Consider the following 18,876-nt stretch of genomic DNA (forward strand, 5'->3'; position numbering starts at 1 on the left):
CGCGGCCCGACGCTGCGCGGCTTTGCACCCGGCTTTGCTATGTCCGCAAAGCCCCGCGATGCCGCTATAGAGTTTTTGTGTCAGGTGACGACTAGCCCAGCATCCGTCCCACCATCTCGCCCATATCCCGGCTGAGGCGGTCTTGCGCCATGATGCGGTCCAATTCTGCGCGGATCAGGCTTTGTCGCGTCTCATCATATCGCTTCCATGTCTCGAACAAGGTCGAGACACGCGCCGCAGCTTGCGGATTAACGCCATCGAGGCGAATTAACCAATCCGCGACCAAGCGATACCCCGCGCCATTGCGATTATGGAACCCCGCCGGGTTGGCCCCCAGCGCGCCGATGACCGAACGAAAACGGTTCGGATTCTTCCAATCGAAATCCGGGTGCTGTGTCAGCTCTTGCGCAAGGCTTGCTGCCTTTGCAGGGGCTGCATGCATCACCTGCGCCGAGAACCATTTATCGACCACCAGCCGTTCTTCGGTCCCTTGCCGGTAGAATTGCGCGCCCTCTTGCTGCCCTTTGCCAATCGCCAGCAGCGCGCCCCACGCGCCCAGTTGTTCTGTCATGTTGTCTGCGCGTGCAAACAATTCAGCTGCTTTTTCGCCCTGATCCGCGCGTGCCAGCAGGGCGACCGTCTGAACGCGCAGCGCGCGCCGCCCGGCATCTTTGGCATCGGGGCTATAGGGGCCGGGGGTCTGCATGGACTCATAGACCTGCAAAAGGTCATCGATCAGGGCTTCGGCAATCAGGCGCAAGGCCGTGCTGCGCGCAGAGTGAATGGCGTCCGGGTCCGGCACATGGCCTGCGGCGTGCAGTGACGCGGCCAGATCGTCTTGTCCGGGGATATGCAGCGCAAGTGCCCGAAATGCAGGGTCAAGCGCCTCATCCCGCAGCATGACACGCAACGCCTGCACGTAATCGGGGCCGGGCTTCGCGCCCTCCAGCACCATCGCGTGCAATATCTCGCGCGCCAATGTGCGGCCTGCTTCAAAGCGGTTAAACGGGTCGGTGTCATGGGCCAGCATCAACGCGCGGTGTTCGCGGCTAAGGGATTGGTTCAGCACAACAGGCGCACTGAACCCCCGCAAGAGAGAGGCCACGGGCCGCTCTGGCAGTCCCTCAAATGAGAAGCTTTGCTCGGGGCTGTCGAGTTCCAGCACCTGAGTGGGCAACAACTCGGTCCCGTCTGCCGCCAGAAGCCCCATCGCGACCGGAATGACCAGCGGTTCTTTCAGCGGCTGTCCGTGGCTTGGTGGAGTATGTTGGCGCAGGGTCAGCGTGTAAGTGCCGTCATCCCACGCGTCAGATACATCGACACGCGGGGTGCCTGCCTGTTCATACCAGCGCTTGAATTGCGACAGATCGCGCCCGGCCGCTTCTTCGAACACGGCGATCCAGTCTTCGATCGTGCAGGCCTGCCCGTCATGGCGGATGAAATACAAATCCAGCGCAGCGCGGTAGCGGTCTTCGCCGACCAGTAGCTGCAACATGCGGATCAGTTCAGCACCTTTTTCATAGACAGTGGCGGTGTAGAAATTATTGATCTCGACATAGCTTTCAGGTCGCACCGGGTGGGCCAGAGGTCCGTCATCTTCGCGGAACTGGCGCGCGCGCAGGGTCAAGACATCCTCGATCCGCTTGACGGCATGGCTGCGCATGTCACCCATGAATTGCTGGTCGCGGAAGACCGTCAACCCTTCTTTCAGCGACAGTTGGAACCAGTCGCGGCAAGTGATGCGGTTGCCGGTCCAGTTGTGGAAATACTCATGCGCGATAATCCGTTCGATACTGGCATAATCGCTGTCGGTCGCGGTCTGCGGAGAGGCCAGAACATAGCGCGAGTTGAAGATGTTCAGGCCCTTGTTTTCCATTGCGCCCATGTTGAAATCGTCGACCGCCACGATGTTGAACACATCCAGATCATAGGCGCGTCCATAGACCTGTTCATCCCAGAGCATCGAGCGTTTGAGCGCGTCCATTGCATAGGCTATCTTGTCCTCATCGCCCCTGCGTACCCAGATGTTCAGCGCTACATCGCGCCCCCCCATTGTGGTGAAACGGTCGGTTGTGGCGACCAGATCACCCGCCACCAACGCAAAGAGATAGGCAGGTTTGGGGTGGGGGTCGTGCCATTCAGCCCAGCCGGGGCCTGAAGATGCAGGATTGCCGTTCGACAAAAGGATCGGCAGATCGGATTCGATTCGCACCCGAAACGGGGCCATCACATCGGGTCGGTCGGGGTAAAAAGTGATCTTGCGAAAGCCCTCGGCTTCGCATTGGGTGCAATACATGCCGCGCGACATGTACAACCCTTCCAGCGCAGTATTGCCTTCGGGTGCTATTTCTACCTCGCATGCCCAGTCAAAGGGGCCCTCGGGCAGGTCTTGCGCTGGGATGGTCAGGCCGGTTGCATCTGGTGTGGCTGTAATTTCCGTGTTGTTGAGACTGGCTGAAATCAGTTTCACGCCTTCGCCGTCAAGGCGCAGGTCATGGCCGGGTGTGGCAAGTGGATTTGGGCTGAAGCGGATATGTGCGATGACGCGGGTCGCCGTTGGGGCAAGGCGAAAGGTTAGCGCCACATCCTCGACCAGAAAGGGCGGGGGCTGATAGTCGGCCAGATGGATGGGCTGCGGGGCTGTATCGCGCATGTCTCACTCCTGCGGGCTGTACCAGATCTGGGTCAGATGTAGCGCAGGGCGCGTGCATGGACAATCAACAAGGCCGCGCGAAAACCTGAACCCAGTTCGGCCCGTCAGCGCGACCAAACCCGACAAGCGTGTAATCGCTGTCCAGAATGTTGCGCCTGTGCCCGGCAGAGCGCATCCAGCCCTCCATCACACTGGGCACATCGCGTTGGCCGCGTGCGATATTCTCGCCCATCGCGCAAAGCCCGCTTAGCCCGGCCTGGCCCAACCGGGCGGACATGCTGCGCCCATCGGGGCTGGTATGGCTGAAATAACCGCGCCTCGCCATATCACAGGCATGGGCTTGCGCCACGCGGCTAAGGTCGGGTGCAAGCGCAAGCGGCGCGCGTCCCGCCTTGCGCCTCTCTGCATTCACGGCGGCCAGATGAATTTCCATTTCTGCGGCTGGCGGGGCAGGGCAGGCCAAAGCAGGGGCGGCAAGGGCGCATAGACCCAAAATAGCAAGGACACGCAGCATGGTCAGAAATCTCTTTAGGCACAGCCCTTGCAACCCTAGCCATGGGTTGGGTTCAGGTTAATTCACATTTCGTTGCGTGGTTCTGGTTGGGCGCATTCCTGCATGTCACCTGTCAGCATTCCCTGTGCTTGCACCTGTCGCGGCATCGGGCTAAACGCGGCTGTAAATGCCAGAAAACCCGGAGGGGTCATGTCCGAGATCGACCTGGAGACAGCGCGCAAGGTGGCCCATCTTGCCCGCATTGCAGTTCCCCAAGAAAATCTGCCCGCCTTGGCGCAGGAACTCAGCCAGATTCTGACCTTTATGGAAGAATTGAACGAGGTAGATGTCGAGGGCGTGGAGCCGATGACATCGGTGACGCCCATGCGCCTGAAACGCCGCAAGGACGGTGTGACCGATGGCGATATACAGGCCAGGATCCTGTCCAATGCGCCTGACGCGCGCGAAGGTTTCTTTGCTGTTCCAAAGGTGGTGGAATGAGTGATCTGAACAAACTGACAATTGCCGAGGCGCGCGATCACCTGCGTTCGGGCGATGTGACATCGGTTGCTCTGACCGAAGCCTGCCTTGCGGCAATAGAGGGGGCGGGCAAGCTGAATGCGTTCGTCCATCACACACCTGAAATTGCGTTGGACCGGGCGAAGGCCGCCGACGCCCGGATCAAGGCAGGGGATGCGCCAGCGATGTGCGGCATCCCGGTGGGCATCAAGGATCTGTTTTGCACAGAGGGGGTCGCCTCTCAGGCCGCGTCACGTATCCTTCAGGGGTTCCGGCCCGAATACGAATCCACTGTGTCTGCGCAACTGCGTGATGCGGGGGCCGTGATGCTGGGCAAGCTGAACATGGACGAATTCGCCATGGGGTCCAGCAATGAAACTTCGGTCTATGGAAATGCGATCAACCCGTGGAAGATTGATGCCCGCGATCTGACACCGGGGGGGTCATCCGGCGGATCAGCGGCGGCAGTTGCGGCGGACCTCTGCCTTGCTGCAACCGGCACAGATACGGGCGGCTCGATCCGCCAGCCGGCGGCCTTTACCGGCACAGTCGGGATCAAGCCCACCTATGGGCGTTGTTCGCGCTGGGGGATCGTTGCATTTGCCTCGTCACTGGATCAGGCGGGGCCAATGACCAAAACCGTGCGCGACTCTGCGATCATGTTGCAGGCGATGTGCGGCCATGACCCGAAAGATTCGACCAGCGCCGAATTGCCCGTGCCGGATTTTGAAGCAATGCTGACAGGTGACATTCGTGGCACCAAGATCGGCATTCCGCGCGAATACCGGCTGGACGCAATGCCCGCCGAGATTGCGGCGCTCTGGGACAAAGGCGCAGAGATGCTCCGCGATGCGGGTGCGGAAATTGTCGATATTTCGCTGCCGCACACGAAATACGCGTTGCCCGCCTATTACGTGATCGCTCCGGCAGAGGCGTCGAGCAACCTCGCCCGCTATGACGGGGTGCGCTATGGGCACCGCGCCACCTTGGGGCCGGGCGATGGCATTACCCAGATGTATGAGAAAACCCGCGCCGAAGGGTTCGGGATGGAAGTGCAGCGGCGTGTCATGATCGGCACTTATGTGCTGTCTGCGGGGTTCTATGATGCCTATTACAACCGCGCGCGCAAGGTTCGTACCCTGATCAAGCGTGATTTCGAGGCGGTGTTTGCCCAGGGCATCGACGCAATCTTGACGCCTGCAACACCATCGGCGGCCTTTGGGCTGGGCGAAATGGCGGATGCTGACCCGGTAGAGATGTATCTCAATGACGTGTTCACTGTGACGGTGAACCTTGCGGGACTGCCGGGTATTGCCCTGCCTGCCGGGCTGGATGCGAAAGGGCTGCCGCTGGGGCTGCAACTGATCGGGCGGCCTTGGGAAGAAGGGGCGTTGCTGAATACAGCACATGTTCTTGAAGCGGCATCCGGCTTTGTTTCCAAACCTGAAAAATGGTGGTAACTTACCCTATGGCTTTGCAAGGCTGAGAGGTTTGATGCGTTTTCCCAAAGCACTGATCGTGATAGGCGCCACCGCCGTGGTCTTGGCAGGGTGCGACACCTCTGCGCCCTATTCCAACGTTATCGACACCACAGGGCGCGGTGTGGGCTTCAGCGATTACGCGCAATACATGCGCGCGCAAGAAGAGTTGTCGCGCATTCGGCGCAATGAGGCCGCGCAGGCCCGCAATACACAAGCACCTGCGACAAGCGGCCCCCAATTCGCGCAACCGTCAGGTCAACCGACCTCGATCGGGCAGGAAGCGGTTGCGGCTGTGCGGGGCAGCGCGCCTGCCGAACCATCGCAGCCCACAGCGCAGCAATTCCCCGTTGCACAGCAAGAAGCTGGCGCGCCGCTATCTGCCCTGTCGCCAACGGCTCCCACACAGACTGCGAGCCCAGCAACCGGGGTCAGCGAGCAGCAATTCACACCGCAGCCATTTGGCACCGCCCAGCCTGACAGGCTGGTAGAGCGGGATTTCGTGCCGCAAGTGCGCGTCAGCGAAAGCGAGATGTCGGCGGGGACAAGCGGCCCAAACCTGTTTGTCTATGCCTTATCCACGCAGCATAATGTGGGCGAGCAGCGTTATAACAGAACCAATCCGTTCCGCTGGCGCCGTTCGGAAACGGCTTGTGCGCAATTCCCAAGCCAGGACCTTGCGCAAGAGGCGTTTCTTGCAGCTGGCGGGCCAGAGCGTGATCCCAATCATCTGGACCCGGATGGCGATGGCTTCGCCTGCTGGTGGGACCCCACGCCATTCCGGCAAGCTGCCCGCACAGTACGCGCGCGCGAGTGATCGCGGCTGTTGCAGTCAAACTGGACCCCATCCCCCAATTTTGGACAGCGCCGCAATGGCGCGCGTCCATCCTTGATCGTTCTGCACTACACTGGAATGCGCGATTCCGACGCCGCACTCGATCGGCTATGTGATCCAACGGCGGAAGTTTCGGCGCATTATGTTATCTCGCCATCGGGGCAGGTCTGGCAACTGGTGCAAGAGGCTGATCGCGCATGGCATGCCGGGGCAGGGTCTTGGTGTGGGGTGAGTGACATCAACTCTCATTCCCTTGGCATTGAACTGGTGAATACTGGTGCGCAACCTTTCCCAGAGCCACAGATGCACCGCCTTGAGATGCTGCTCAGCAGTATGATGGACAGGTGGAATATTCCGCCGCATCAAGTCATAGCCCATTCCGATATGGCACCAGAGCGGAAGGAAGACCCCGGCCCACGCTTTGACTGGCGGCGGCTCGACCGCCTCTCGCTAGGGTTTTGTCCTGATGGCATGGGCGATGATCTGCCGCTTGCCGATAGTCTGGATGCTATCGGCTATCCGGCGGTGGAGGCCGAAAAACGCCTGCAAGCTTTTCGCTTCAGGTTCTTGCCGACTGCGCGTGGCCCGGAAACTGTTGCCGATCGTCGCCGGGCCAATGCGATTGCCATTGCTTTTCGAAACGCGCGTTCAGCGCATTTGCCGCAACGCGCGTGATAACTCGTGATAGAGTGATGCGCGTTCTTCCGGGCTGAGAAATGCGCCCAGTTCCACCTCGCGGCCATTGCCTTCCAGCGTCAGGTAGTTTTCCACCGCCCCCCCTTTTTCGGCCAGCTTTACTCTGACCCAATAGGGATTGGCATGCCAGTGCTGCGCGGGCTTGCGCGGGTTCACTCGCGTAATCTCGATCCGCTCTTTGGTAAGCAAGACATCTTCGCGCAGGGCGCGTCTTTCGGCGCTGTTGCGACTGAGCGCATACCATAGCGCCCAAAGTGCAAGGCCCGCAAATGGCAGCAGTCCCCATAGAACAGGCGTCCCCAGAACACCCAGAAGTGGCAGGGCCAGAACTGTGGCACTGATTGCAATGATGCGGACAAACCCACGCGGCCCCATTGACAGATGGGGCATCAGCGACAGCCGGTATTCTGCACGATCACTGGACGCGAGTGCAAAAGCCCCGGGCGCAGTGCCCGGGGCTTTTGGTGTTATCGACCAGATGACAGGCATAGTTTCTGTCTTGAGCCCTTAATGTGCAGGCTGTTTATCCCAGTCCTCGCGCTTTGGAAGCTGCTCGAACGTATGTTCGGGCGGGGGCGAGGGCAGGGTCCATTCCAGCGTATCTGCATGCTCGTTCCAGTAGTTCTTTTCAGTGACGCGGCGGCCATATTTCAGCGTGTAGAACACGATCCCGATGAAGAACAGGAAGGACGCAAAGCTGATGAATGCACCGATCGAGCTGACATAGTTCCAAAGCGCATAGGCCTCGGGATAGTCGATATAGCGGCGCGGCATACCCTGACGACCGAGGAAGTGCTGCGGGAAGAAGGTGATGTTTGCACCGATGAACATGGTCCAGAAATGCAGCTTGCCGGCCCATTCAGGGTATTGGCGACCAGACATCTTGCCCATCCAGTAGTAGATGCCGGCAAACAGGGCAAAGACCGCGCCAAGCGACATCACATAATGGAAATGCGCCACCACATAATAGGTGTCATGGTAGATGCGGTCGATCGGCGCTTGGCTCAGCACGATTCCGGTCACACCACCGACGGTGAACAGGAACAAGAAGCCGAAAGCCCAGAGCATCGGTGTCTCAAAGCTGACAGAGCCGCGCCACATCGTTGCGATCCAGCTGAAGATCTTGATGCCGGTCGGCACCGCAATCACCATCGTCGCCAGCATGAAGTAGGTTTGCTGTGTCAATGACATTCCGACTGTGTACATGTGGTGCGCCCAGACGATGAAGCCCAGAACCGCAATCGCAATCATCGCCCAGACCATTGGCAGGTAGCCAAAGATCGGCTTGCGCGAGAAGGTGGCGATCACGTGGCTGATGATGCCAAAGCCCGGAATGATGATGATATACACTTCCGGGTGGCCAAAGAACCACAGGATGTGCTGATACAACACAGGGTCACCGCCTCCGGCCGGGTCAAAGAAGGCTGTGCCGAAATTGCGATCCGTCAGCAGCATGGTGATCGCACCTGCCAGAACCGGCAGCGCCAGCAGGATCATCCACGCGGTGATGAAGACAGACCATGCAAACAAAGGCACCTTGAACAATGTCATGCCGGGGGCACGCATGTTCAGGAATGTGGTGATGATGTTGATCGCACCCAGAATGGACGAGGCACCCGACACATGGACCGCAAAAATCGCAAGGTCCATCGAATAGCCGGCCTCATTGGTGGAGAGTGGCGGATACAGAACCCAGCCCACACCAGACCCAAGCTGGCCATTACCACCCGGCGACAGCACCGATGCGACTGCCAGCGCCGAACCTGCAACAAACAGCCAGTAGCTGAGGTTGTTCAGCCGTGGAAACGCCATATCCGGCGCACCGATTTGCAGCGGCATGAAGTAGTTGCCAAAACCACCGAACAAGGCCGGGATCAGCACAAAGAACATCATCAGGATGCCGTGCGCCGTGACCAGCACGTTCCAGATATGACCGTTGGGCGTACAGTCATCCTGTGCAGTGAAGCTTGCGCCTTCCATACACATGTACTGAACGCCCGGTTCCATCAGCTCCAGACGCATGTAGACCGAAAAGGCCACAGCGATGAAGCCGACAATTCCGGCCGTGAAGAGGTAAAGGATACCAATATCCTTGTGGTTGGTGGACATGAACCAGCGGGTGAAGAACCCGCGGGTATCTTCATGTCCGTGGTCATGCGTGGCTGCATCGGCCATTGGCTACTCCAGTTCCCGATTCCTGTTGCGTTAATCGCAACTGTTGTCGTGCATGGCCCGGACAATTGTTGAACGAGCCGGTCTGCTTTCGCGATCCTAAGGGCACAGAACACATCCCTGTGTATCGCGGTATACTATGCTTTTAGGATGTGACTTTTGATAGAGCAATGCTCCAAGTGTCGCAGAGGGTAGATTTTTTGACATGGATCAAGGCAATTGCTGCGGTGCAGCTGAGGGATGAGGTGCGAATCAGCCAGCCAAACGCATGTCAATCACCGAATATGTGCATGAATTGCCTTTTTAGCGCCAAATCGAGATCGCCCATAGTGACAGGCAAACCCAGATCGACCAGCGACGTGACGCCATGTTCGCGGATTCCGCAGGGAATGATTCCCTCAAAATGGCTCAGGTCCGGCTCGACATTGATTGAAATGCCATGAAAGCTGACCCAGCGGCGCAACTTGATTCCGATCGCGGCAATCTTGTCCTCGCGGGGGCTGCCGTCGGGTAGGGGGCTTTTCTCCGGGCGGGTAACCCAGACGCCGACACGGCCCGCGCGGCGCTCTGCGCGGATGCCGAATTCACCCAGTGTATTGATCACCCAGCTTTCCAGATTATGCACAAAACACCGCACATCGCGCCCGCGTCGGTTCAGGTCCAGCATGACATAGACAACACGTTGGCCGGGTCCGTGATAGGTATACTGACCGCCCCGACCGGCGTAATGAACAGGAAAGCGATCAGCTTGGGTCAGGTCCGCGGGCAAGGCACTTGTTCCGGCCGTATAGAGCGGCGGATGTTCCAGCAGCCAGATTGCTTCTGGTGCATTGCCCTTGGCAATATCCGCGACGCGCGCCTCCATCGCTTGAAGGGTTTCCTGATAATCTGACAAGCCTTGCTTGTAGGTCCATTCAGGCGGTTGTGTTGACATCTGGATGCTGCGCTCCGCGATCAAAAAAACGTTAGTCAGATTTGAGCGCAGGCGCTAATCTGGTGTCAGGCATTTTTCGGGGGATATGATATGGTTTTCAAATACAGTCTAATTGCCGCCCTGTCCATCAGCACTGTCGCTTTTCCTGTTACTGAAGCGCGCGCGCAAGATGGTCTGGTCGGGGGTATCATTGGCGGCATCATCGGTGGTGCGATTGCCAATCAACAACGCGCGCAGCCCCAAAGGGCGCAACCACAACGCACGACCCAGCAGCGCACAGCGCCGCGCCCCACAGTCAACACGGTACAACGAGAGCAGAACCGCGCTGTGCAGACGGCCCTTAACCACTTTGGCTGGAATGTTGGCACCGTAGATGGTGCGATCGGGCCGCGCTCGCGCGAGGGGATTTCGCAGTACCAGGCGTTTCTGGGCTTTTCCGGCACGGGCCAGTTGACCGAATTCGAACGCAACATTCTGATAACAGCACATCAGCGCGCAATCATCGGCGGGCCTCAGGTTGCACAAGCTGTCTCGTCCCATCCTCAGGGCATGCGAGGGTTGTTGCTGATGGTTCGTGATGAGATGTCAGGACGCTCGCCCGTGCAATCTGCGGGCAATTACGGGTTGCCTGCCGCCGTCGCTAACGCAGTTGATGAAATCGCTGCCTCATCCGACCCGTCATCTTCACAGCTTGTCCAGCGTGCTGGGTTCATCCAGCTTGCCGATCTGAATGGCGATGGCCGAACGGATTACATCATCGACACTTCTGTGACGGGAAGTGCCTTCTGGTGCAGCGCGCAAGCCTGTACGGTTCAGGTTTTTGTCTCGACTCCGGAAGGTTATGTTCGCAATGACTTTCAGGCATTCAATGTGACACCGGCCATGTTCGCATGTACGCGTGGCACCTGCGAGATGACCGACACTCAGGCCCCTGTCATGGTTGCGGCGCCTCAAACAGATGCGGCGCAGCCCTCTGCCACAACAGAAGTTGCATTGTCTGTGCCCTCTGCCCAGCCGGCCGCGCGCAATCCCGATGCCGGTTCTGCCGAGGCGTCACCAGCAATCCCCAGCTTTTTCGGTGGTGGGCAGGCCGAACGATCGCTGGCGTCGCATTGCAACCGCGTCAGTTTGCTGACCAGCGCCAATGGCGGCTTTACGACGCAGGCCACAATGACCGACCCGCTTATGGTGGTGAATGAACAATTCTGCCTTGCGCGTACCTATGCAATCGCGGACGGCGAAGAGCTGATTACCAAGGTTCAAGGTGCAACGCCCGAGCAGATCGTGACCCAATGCCAGCAATTCGCGCCAACGCTGCGCCCCCATGTTTCAGCGCTCTCGTTGCAGCCACGGGATGAGGTGATGCGCTCTGTCGGCGGGTTTATCCTTGAATCAGGCATGAGTCCCGAACAGCTTGCCGCGACTGCGCGCATCTGTCTGGCTGTGGGCTACAAGCTGGACGACATGGATCTGTCACTTGGTTCTGCCTTGTTGCTGGTCGCTATGGGCGAACGCGCTTATGGCGAGTTGCTTGCGCACCATCTGGGGCAGGGCTACGGCGCCACGCAGCGCGAGGATCTGGCTGCAGCCTGGTATGAATATGGGCTTGATCCTGCAAAGCAGGCGGTATTTGCACCGATGCAGCCTGAACGAGATGCGTTGTTGCGTGCGGCTGTGTTCGGTATGTCAGGCGAACAGCCCGCGCTGACAGAAGACGCGGGGGCAGAGGCCACGGTGCCAGTGTTCATGGTTCCGCAAGACTGAGCGCGAGCTTACGCGTCTGGCTTTGTTGCATGGCGCGCCTTCGGTGCGCCATGCTCCGTTTTGCGGTGCCAGCGTTTGATAGAAAACTTGATGCTCAAGGTGTTTTTCCCTCTTCACAAGGCCGGTGTGAATGGCTATCAGGCGCACACCAAGTCATGTGCGGTCGTGGCGGAATTGGTAGACGCGCAGCGTTGAGGTCGCTGTGGGGTAACTCCCGTGGAAGTTCGAGTCTTCTCGACCGCACCAAATCTTCTTGAAAAAAGATCGACTTTTGCAGCGACGCTGACTTCTGGCAGCGTATGTCTTGAGAGGTTGGATATTTGCAAGGTTATGCTTTTTTGCTGTTTCTGGGCGGATACCAGAACAAACGACTTAGATGCTTGCAGAAAAAAGTTCATACGCCTTAAAACAGCTCAAATCAGCGTTAATCAAAGTTATCGGTTGCATTATATATCCTCCTTGGTTTTTACTTGAGGCATGAAGAGAGCGGAATACCGCCGATTTACGGGGAGATGAACGTGGTCGCAGCACAGCAGGGCGACGGATTTGTCGTATATGATGGTGTCCAGAAGAGCTACGATGGGGAAACCCTTGTAGTCAAAGACCTTAACCTTTCAGTGGCTAAAGGCGAATTCCTGACCATGCTTGGGCCTTCGGGGTCCGGCAAAACCACCTGTTTGATGATGCTGGCCGGGTTCGAGACCGCGACAAGCGGTGAGATCTTGCTGGATGGCAAGCCGATCAATTCCGTTCCGCCCCACAAGCGCGGCATCGGGATGGTGTTTCAGAACTATGCGCTTTTCCCACATATGACAGTCGGCGAAAACCTGTCTTTCCCGCTGGAAGTGCGCGGTATGGGCAAGTCAGAGCGCGAAAAAAGCGTGATGCGCGCCTTGGACATGGTCCAAATGGGGGCATTTGCCAATCGCCGCCCCGCGCAACTGTCTGGCGGTCAGCAGCAGCGTATTGCGCTTGCACGTGCGCTGGTTTTCCAGCCTGAACTGGTGTTGATGGATGAGCCGCTGGGCGCGCTTGACAAGCAGTTGCGTGAACACATGCAATTCGAAATCACCCGTCTGGCACATGATCTGGGCATCACCACGGTTTACGTGACCCATGACCAAACAGAAGCGCTGACCATGTCGGATAATGTTGCCGTGTTCGAGGATGGCCGCATTCAACAACTCGCGCCGCCAGATGTTCTCTATGAAGAACCGCGCAACAGTTTCGTTGCGCAGTTTATCGGCGAAAACAATACCATTGACGGTGTGGTAAAAGAGATCAAGGGCGAGACATGCGTTGTGCAACTAGACGGCGGTGTCCTGATTGATGCCAAGCCGGTCAATGTTTCGAAAGTCGGGGAAAGAACCCGCGTTTCGATCCGTCCGGAACGTGTCGAAGCCAACAAGGATCGTCTGGCTGAGGATGCGCATACGATCAAGGCAGAAGTGCTTGAATTCATTTATATGGGCGACGTTTTCCGCACGCGCCTGAGAGTTGCTGGAAACGAGAATTTCGTCATGAAAACCCGCAATGCGCCCGATCAGGTGCGCCACAAGCCGGGCAGCATGATCGAAATCGGCTGGATGCCGCAAGACTGTCGCGCGCTTGACTGTCCAGAGTGACGGGCAAGCGGCGTAGCATACGGTCCGAGGGATGGGACTGTCTGAAAAAGCACAGGCTTTTGTCTGTGACTGATAACAAACCAAGGAGGTTACCAATGTCATCCAAATTGAAACTGATCGGCCTAAGCTCGGCTGTCAGCGTTCTGGCACTAAGCGCCGCGGCGCAGGATCCTGTATCGCTGACGATCGTCTCCTGGGGCGGTGCCTATACCGCCAGCCAGCAGCGTGCCTATCATGAGCCCTTCATGGAAGCCAACCCGCATGTCACCATCATCAATGATGACGGTTCTGCCAATGCTCTTGCAAGTTTGCGTGCGCAGGCACAGGCAGGCAATGTGACATGGGATCTGGTGGACATGCTGCCATCCGATGCACAGCTGGCCTGTGATGAAGGCATCATCTTGCAGATCGACCATGATGCGATGCTGGCCGCTGCACCAGATGGCACCCCTGCCAGCGAAGACTTCCTGCCCGGTTCGCTGGGTGAGTGCTTCATCCCGCAGATCGTGTATTCAACAGTGCTGACCTATCGTCCGGGTGCATTCCCGGATGACGCGCAGCCCAGCTCGATCGCGGATTTGTTCGATGTCGAGAACTTCCCTGGCCGCCGCGCGCTGCAGGATCGTCCCGGCACCAATCTGGAATGGGCGCTTTATGCTGATGGGGTAGACCCGGAAGATATCTATGAAGTGCTCAGCACTCCAGAAGGTGTGGACCGTGCCTTTGCCAAGCTTGACACGATCAAGGATCACATCATCTTCTGGACAGAAGGTGCGCAGGCACCACAGCTTCTGGCTGATGGCGAGGTTGCGTTTGCGACCGGTTATAACGGCCGTATGTTCGATGCTATCGAAGTCGAAGGTATGGACGCGGACATCATCTGGGATGGTCAGGTCGTCGAATGGGACGGCTGGGTTGTGCCTGCTGATGGCCCGAATGAAGAACTGGTGATGGAATACCTGTATTTCGCAACAGACACACAGCGTCTGGCAGATCAGGCCAAATTCATCAGCTACGGTCCAGCACGCGCGTCTTCGGCCGGTCTGGTGGGTGAGCATGCCGATCTGGGCATTGACATGGCACCGCATATGCCAACTGCGCCTGAAAACTATTTCGCGCCGATCGTTCTGGATAACGATTTCTGGGTCGACTATGGCGACGAACTGCGCGAGCGTTTCGCGAACTGGATGCTTCAGTAATCTGAGCAACCTTCAGCAGGGCGCGCTTTTGTGCGCCCTGCCTTCCTGCCTGATGAAAGGCAGCCTCTAGTTTTCACATTATGCTGCAAGGAGCGCAGACATGGCGATTCAGAGCGCAACTTCTGAAGAAGGTGCCATCGGGACGGCGACTGATAGTCGCGGCAGATTGGTGACTTCGGACGGCACGCCATTGCGCCGCGCGCTTGAACGCGCAAACAGACGCCGCAAACTGACCGCACTCGCACTGGTCGCACCGCTGCTTGCCTTTATCCTGATTTTCTTCGCCTTTCCCATTGCACAGATGATGTGGCGATCCGTCGATAACCCGCAGATCGTGAACGCCTTGCCGCGTACCCTTGTTGCGCTGGAAGACTGGGACGGGCAGGGTGTGCCCGATGAGCCGGTCTTTGCCGCGCTTCATGCCGATATGATGGAAGATCTTGACCGCCCGCGCCGTGAACAGGCAATCGGTCCGCTTGGTATCCGCCTAAATTACGAATTGAGCGCAGCGCGCAGTGCGATTTCACGCACGGCCCGAAGCGTTCCAAACTTCGAAGAACCCTACCGCGACGCGTTCACCGATGCGCACAGGCTATGGGGACAACCCGAATTATGGCAGATCATCAAACGCGAAGGGCGACCACTGACCCTGTCCTATTACGTGGCAGCGCTTGACCGTGAATATGATGCAGATGGCAATATCGTAAAACGCCCCGAAAACCGCCAGATCTATGTCTCGTTGTTTGGGCGCACCCTGGCGCTCAGTGTTGCGATCACTTTCATGACCTTCATTCTGGGTTTTCCGATTGCCTATTACCTGTCCACCTTGCCGATGCGCTATGCAAATCTGCTTATGATTGCTGTCTTGCTGCCGTTCTGGACTTCGCTGCTGGTGCGAACCTCGGCCTGGATCGTGCTATTACAACAACAAGGGGTCATCAATAATGCACTGGTTGGCATGGGCTTCATTGGCGATGATGGGAGGTTCAGTCTGATCTACAATCAGACTGGGACAATCATTGCCATGACGCATATCTTGCTGCCCTTCATGGTTTTGCCGCTGTATTCTGTAATGCGCACCATCCCGCCCAGCTACATGCGCGCCGCCAAGAGCCTTGGCGCACGGCCATGGACCGCATTCCGCCGCGTATATTTCCCGCAAACATTGCCGGGGATCGGGGCAGGGGGTGTTCTGGTGTTCATCATTTCTATTGGCTACTACATCACGCCCGCGCTTGTGGGGGGACAATCCGGGCGCATGATCTCGAACGAGATTGCCCGCCATATCCAGCAATCCTTGAACTGGGGCTTGGCGGCCGCGCTTGGGACCATGCTGCTGGTTGGCGTGCTGGTGTTGTACTGGCTGTATAACCGGCTTGTCGGCGCTGACAGCCTGAAACTCGGGTAAGGGAGAAACGCAATGTCCATGCCCGCCTATTACACGGTAAAAGACAAGATTTGGCATTACACCTTTCGGGTGATCTGCTATGCAATCTTCTTCTTCTTGCTTGCGCCGATCCTGATCATGATCCCGCTCAGCTTCAATGCGCAACCTTTCTTCACGTTCACGCGTGAGATGCTGACCCTGAACCCGGATGGTTATTCCCTTCGCTGGTATCGGGACTTTCTTGGCTCTGAAAGCTGGATGCGGTCTATCCGGAATTCGTTCAGCATCGGGATTGCCGCAACCATCGTGTCAACGACATTGGGAACATTGGCCGCCCTTGGCCTTTCCCGTTCGGAAATGCCCGCCAAGGGGCTGATCATGGGGATCCTGATTTCCCCGATGATCGTACCGCTGATTATTTCGGCGGCCGGGATGTTCTTCTTTTTCTCGTCGATCAACATTGCCCAGACCTATCTGGGGGTGGTGCTGGCCCATGCTGCACTGGGTACGCCCTTTGTGGTGATAACCGTGACGGCAACGCTGGTGGGCTTTGACCAATCGCTGATCCGTGCTGCGGCCAATCTTGGGGCCTCGCCGACGCGGACATTCTTCAAGATCACCATGCCGCTGATCCTGCCGGGTGTTGTGTCGGGTGCGCTGTTTGCCTTCATCACCTCCTTTGACGAGATTGTGGTGGTGCTGTTTGTTGCCGGTGTAGAACAACGCACGATCCCACGGGAAATGTGGTCCGGTATCCGCGAGGATATCAGCCCGACTATTCTGGCTGTGGCGACTATTCTCGTGATGATCTCAATCGCGTTGCTGACAGTGGTCGAATTGTTGCGTCGCCGTGGCGAAAGATTACGGGGCGTGACGCCCGGATAGATCTGGGACTATCAAATCAGACCAAGAAAATGCCGGGCAATCTGCCCGGCATTTTCTTTGTCTGAATGGTGTATTGCGCGAAGAAATAGCGGATGCCGGGGCAAGCCCGGCATCGCATTAAAGCAGGGACTTGACCTTTTCGGCCACAGCCTGCGCCGTAATGCCGAATTGCTTGTATAGTTCCGGTGCTGGGGCAGAAGCCCCGAAATCATGCATCCCGACGAAGCCGGATTTCTCGCGCCGGCCACGTTCACCATACAGCCACCGATCCCAGCCAAAGCGAATGCCTGCCTCAATCGCGACCCGCACAGGCCCTGCGGGCAGGACCTTGCGGCGATAGGCCTCTGGCTGATCCTCGAACAGCTCCCAGCAGGGGAAAGATACGACGCGCGTGCCAATACCTTCGGCCTGTAGCAACTCTCTCGCCTGCATCGCAATCTCGACCTCGGAACCCGTTGCCATCAGCAGCGCCTGACGCTTGCCCTCTGCATCGGCCAGAACATAGGCACCCTGTGCCGTCAGGTTCTTGACCTTATGCTCGACCCGGTAGGTCGGCAGGTTCTGACGTGTTAGCGCCAGAACCGACGGGGTGCGCTCACTTGTCAATGCCAGTTCCCAGGCCTCGGCCGTCTCGACCGTGTCGCAGGGGCGGAATACATGTGTGTTCGGTGTCGCACGCAGCATGGCCAGATGCTCGATCGGCTGGTGGGTTGGGCCATCTTCGCCAAGCCCGATGGAATCGTGGGTCATGACATAGGTGACCGGCACACCCATCAAGGCAGACAACCGCATCGACCCGCGCGCATAATCGGTAAAGCACAGGAAGGTTCCACCATAGGGCTTCACGCCACCATGCAGCGCCAAGCCGTTCATGGCGGCTGCCATGCCATGTTCGCGGATGCCGTAATAGACATAGCGGCCCTTGCGATCCTCAGAAGAGAAGACACCCAGACAACTTGTCTTGGTATTGTTGGAACCCGTCAAATCGGCGGAACCGCCCAGTGTTTCAGGCATGACCTGATTCACCACTTCCAGCACCATTTCTGATGATTTGCGCGTTGCCACGCTGGGGGCGGTTTCCGAAATCTGCTTTTTCAACGCGCGGATGGCGGATTCGAGCTTTTTCGGGGCCTGACCTGCCATCCGGCGGGTGAATTCGGCCTGCTTGGTGCCTGACAGCTTGGCGAACCGCTCTTCCCATGCCGCGCGTGCAACGCCGCCGCGTGCACCAATGCTGCGCCACGCTTTAAGCACCTCATCAGGGATTTCGAATGCCCCATAGGGCCAGCCGTAAATCTCCTTGGTGACCGCAATTTCTGCATCGCCAAGGGGAGAGCCATGCGCCCCGGATGTGTCGGCCTTTTTCGGGCTGCCAAAACCGATGATCGTCTTGCAATCGATCAATACGGGGCGGTCAGACCCTTTCGCTTCCGTCAGGGCGCGGTCAATATCTTCCGGGTCATGCCCGTCACAGGCCAGGACCTTCCAGCCCGCTGCAGCAAAGCGCGCGCGCTGGTCAGTGCTGTCGGACAGGCTGACGCGGCCATCAATGGTAATGTCGTTGTTGTCCCACAAGACGATCAGGCGACCAAGTTTCTGATGTCCGGCAAGGCCAATCGCTTCATGGCTGATGCCTTCCATCAGGCAACCATCGCCCGCGATGACATAGGTGTAGTGATCGACCACTTTCGGTCCGAATTCCGCACGCAGTTTTTCTTCGGCCATGGCAAAGCCGACCGCGTTGGAGATGCCTTGTCCCAGAGGGCCGGTTGTCGTCTCGACGCCTTTGACATGGCCGTATTCCGGGTGCCCTGCCGTGATTGCGCCCCATTGGCGGAAATTCTTGATCTGATCGAGGGTCATGTCTTCGTACCCGGTCAGATACAGCAGCGCATAAATCAGCATTGAGCCGTGACCAGCGGACAGGATAAAACGGTCGCGATCGGCCCAGTCAGGGGCGGCAGCGTCGAATTTCAGATGCCGCTCAAACAGTACAGTTGCAACATCCGCCATTCCCATCGGCATGCCGGGATGGCCAGAATTTGCGGCCTGAACTGCATCCATCGCCAAAGTGCGAATAGCGGTTGCCTTGTTCCAGTGATCGGGGTGCGCATCTCTCAGGGCAGCAATATCCACGTTGGGTGTTCCTTGTCTGGCCAATCTTTGCGGCGTCATACCAGCCCCAGCGGCAAGTTCAAGCAAAGCGATGCCGTCACGCGACTCAATTCATGACAGC

15 protein-coding genes and 1 tRNA gene are annotated in these 18,876 nt (G+C 58.0%); 10 read left to right on the forward strand and 6 right to left on the reverse strand.

The features are described 5' to 3' along the window. Nucleotides 1-91 precede the first annotated feature (91 nt). Complete coding sequence (gene pepN, locus EV660_RS10935; protein WP_071480494.1) at nt 92-2,653, reverse strand: aminopeptidase N; 2,562 nt, start codon at nt 2,651-2,653, stop codon at nt 92-94. A 64-nt stretch (nt 2,654-2,717) separates the two neighbouring features. Further along, nucleotides 2,718-3,167 (reverse strand): CAP domain-containing protein, encoded by a 450-nt coding sequence (locus EV660_RS10940; protein WP_198510676.1) that lies wholly within the window; start codon nt 3,165-3,167, stop codon nt 2,718-2,720. A gap of 189 nt (nt 3,168-3,356) precedes the next feature. On the opposite strand from EV660_RS10940, the gene gatC reads away from it, so the two are divergent. Genes gatC through EV660_RS10960 form a run of 4 tightly spaced genes read left to right on the forward strand, consistent with a single transcriptional unit; the run spans nt 3,357 to nt 6,653 of the window. Further along, the gene (gatC, locus tag EV660_RS10945) at nt 3,357-3,647 is read left to right on the forward strand and encodes an Asp-tRNA(Asn)/Glu-tRNA(Gln) amidotransferase subunit GatC (RefSeq protein WP_071480495.1); all 291 of its coding nucleotides are present in this window, start codon (nt 3,357-3,359) and stop codon (nt 3,645-3,647) included. After that, nucleotides 3,644-5,125, forward strand: a complete 1,482-nt coding sequence (gatA, locus tag EV660_RS10950; protein WP_071480496.1) for an Asp-tRNA(Asn)/Glu-tRNA(Gln) amidotransferase subunit GatA — start codon at nt 3,644-3,646, stop codon at nt 5,123-5,125. The genes gatC and gatA overlap by 4 nt, the downstream gene beginning before the upstream one ends. A gap of 34 nt (nt 5,126-5,159) precedes the next feature. After that, on the forward strand, nt 5,160-5,960 hold the full coding sequence (locus tag EV660_RS10955; RefSeq protein WP_071480497.1) for a RodZ family helix-turn-helix domain-containing protein: 801 nt from the start codon (nt 5,160-5,162) through the stop codon (nt 5,958-5,960). Between the two features lie 9 nt (nt 5,961-5,969). Then, nucleotides 5,970-6,653 (forward strand): N-acetylmuramoyl-L-alanine amidase, encoded by a 684-nt coding sequence (locus tag EV660_RS10960; RefSeq protein ID WP_244927319.1) that lies wholly within the window; start codon nt 5,970-5,972, stop codon nt 6,651-6,653. Here the strand turns inward: EV660_RS10960 and EV660_RS10965 are convergent. From EV660_RS10965 to lipB, 3 genes are all read right to left on the reverse strand, one after another. After that, the gene (locus EV660_RS10965; protein WP_244927318.1) at nt 6,627-7,064 is read right to left on the reverse strand and encodes a DUF2244 domain-containing protein; all 438 of its coding nucleotides are present in this window, start codon (nt 7,062-7,064) and stop codon (nt 6,627-6,629) included. The genes EV660_RS10960 and EV660_RS10965 overlap by 27 nt on opposite strands. A 117-nt stretch (nt 7,065-7,181) precedes the next feature. Further along, complete coding sequence (ctaD, locus tag EV660_RS10970) at nt 7,182-8,849, reverse strand: cytochrome c oxidase subunit I (RefSeq protein ID WP_071480500.1); 1,668 nt, start codon at nt 8,847-8,849, stop codon at nt 7,182-7,184. A gap of 268 nt (nt 8,850-9,117) precedes the next feature. Then, the gene (lipB, locus tag EV660_RS10975) at nt 9,118-9,780 is read right to left on the reverse strand and encodes a lipoyl(octanoyl) transferase LipB (RefSeq protein ID WP_071482052.1); all 663 of its coding nucleotides are present in this window, start codon (nt 9,778-9,780) and stop codon (nt 9,118-9,120) included. 90 nt (nt 9,781-9,870) lie between these two features. Between lipB and EV660_RS10980 the strand changes: the two genes are divergently transcribed. The 6 genes from EV660_RS10980 (at nt 9,871) to EV660_RS11005 (ending at nt 16,640) form a co-directional block, all read left to right on the forward strand. After that, nucleotides 9,871-11,544: a peptidoglycan-binding domain-containing protein gene (locus EV660_RS10980; RefSeq protein ID WP_071480501.1), complete on the forward strand. Its 1,674-nt coding sequence runs from the start codon at nt 9,871-9,873 to the stop codon at nt 11,542-11,544. Between the two features lie 159 nt (nt 11,545-11,703). Next, nucleotides 11,704-11,790: transfer RNA gene (locus tag EV660_RS10985), tRNA-Leu, on the forward strand. A gap of 266 nt (nt 11,791-12,056) precedes the next feature. Next, nucleotides 12,057-13,169: an ABC transporter ATP-binding protein gene (locus EV660_RS10990; RefSeq protein ID WP_134047589.1), complete on the forward strand. Its 1,113-nt coding sequence runs from the start codon at nt 12,057-12,059 to the stop codon at nt 13,167-13,169. Between the two features lie 95 nt (nt 13,170-13,264). Next, the gene (locus tag EV660_RS10995) at nt 13,265-14,368 is read left to right on the forward strand and encodes an ABC transporter substrate-binding protein (protein WP_071480503.1); all 1,104 of its coding nucleotides are present in this window, start codon (nt 13,265-13,267) and stop codon (nt 14,366-14,368) included. 100 nt (nt 14,369-14,468) lie between these two features. After that, nucleotides 14,469-15,776 carry an ABC transporter permease gene (locus tag EV660_RS11000; RefSeq protein ID WP_084634847.1) on the forward strand — a complete coding sequence of 436 codons (1,308 nt, stop codon included), beginning with the start codon at nt 14,469-14,471 and terminating at the stop codon, nt 15,774-15,776. A gap of 12 nt (nt 15,777-15,788) precedes the next feature. Beyond that, nucleotides 15,789-16,640: an ABC transporter permease gene (locus EV660_RS11005; protein ID WP_071480504.1), complete on the forward strand. Its 852-nt coding sequence runs from the start codon at nt 15,789-15,791 to the stop codon at nt 16,638-16,640. 117 nt (nt 16,641-16,757) lie between these two features. On the opposite strand, the gene tkt is transcribed toward EV660_RS11005, so the two are convergent. Next, a complete protein-coding gene (gene tkt / locus EV660_RS11010; protein WP_071482054.1) occupies nt 16,758-18,776 on the reverse strand; it encodes a transketolase in 2,019 nt (672 codons plus the stop codon). Between the last annotated feature and the right edge of the window lie 100 nt (nt 18,777-18,876).

The organism is Roseinatronobacter bogoriensis DSM 18756, assembly GCF_004366635.1.
Taxonomy (GTDB): Bacteria; Pseudomonadota; Alphaproteobacteria; order Rhodobacterales; family Rhodobacteraceae; genus Roseinatronobacter; species Roseinatronobacter bogoriensis.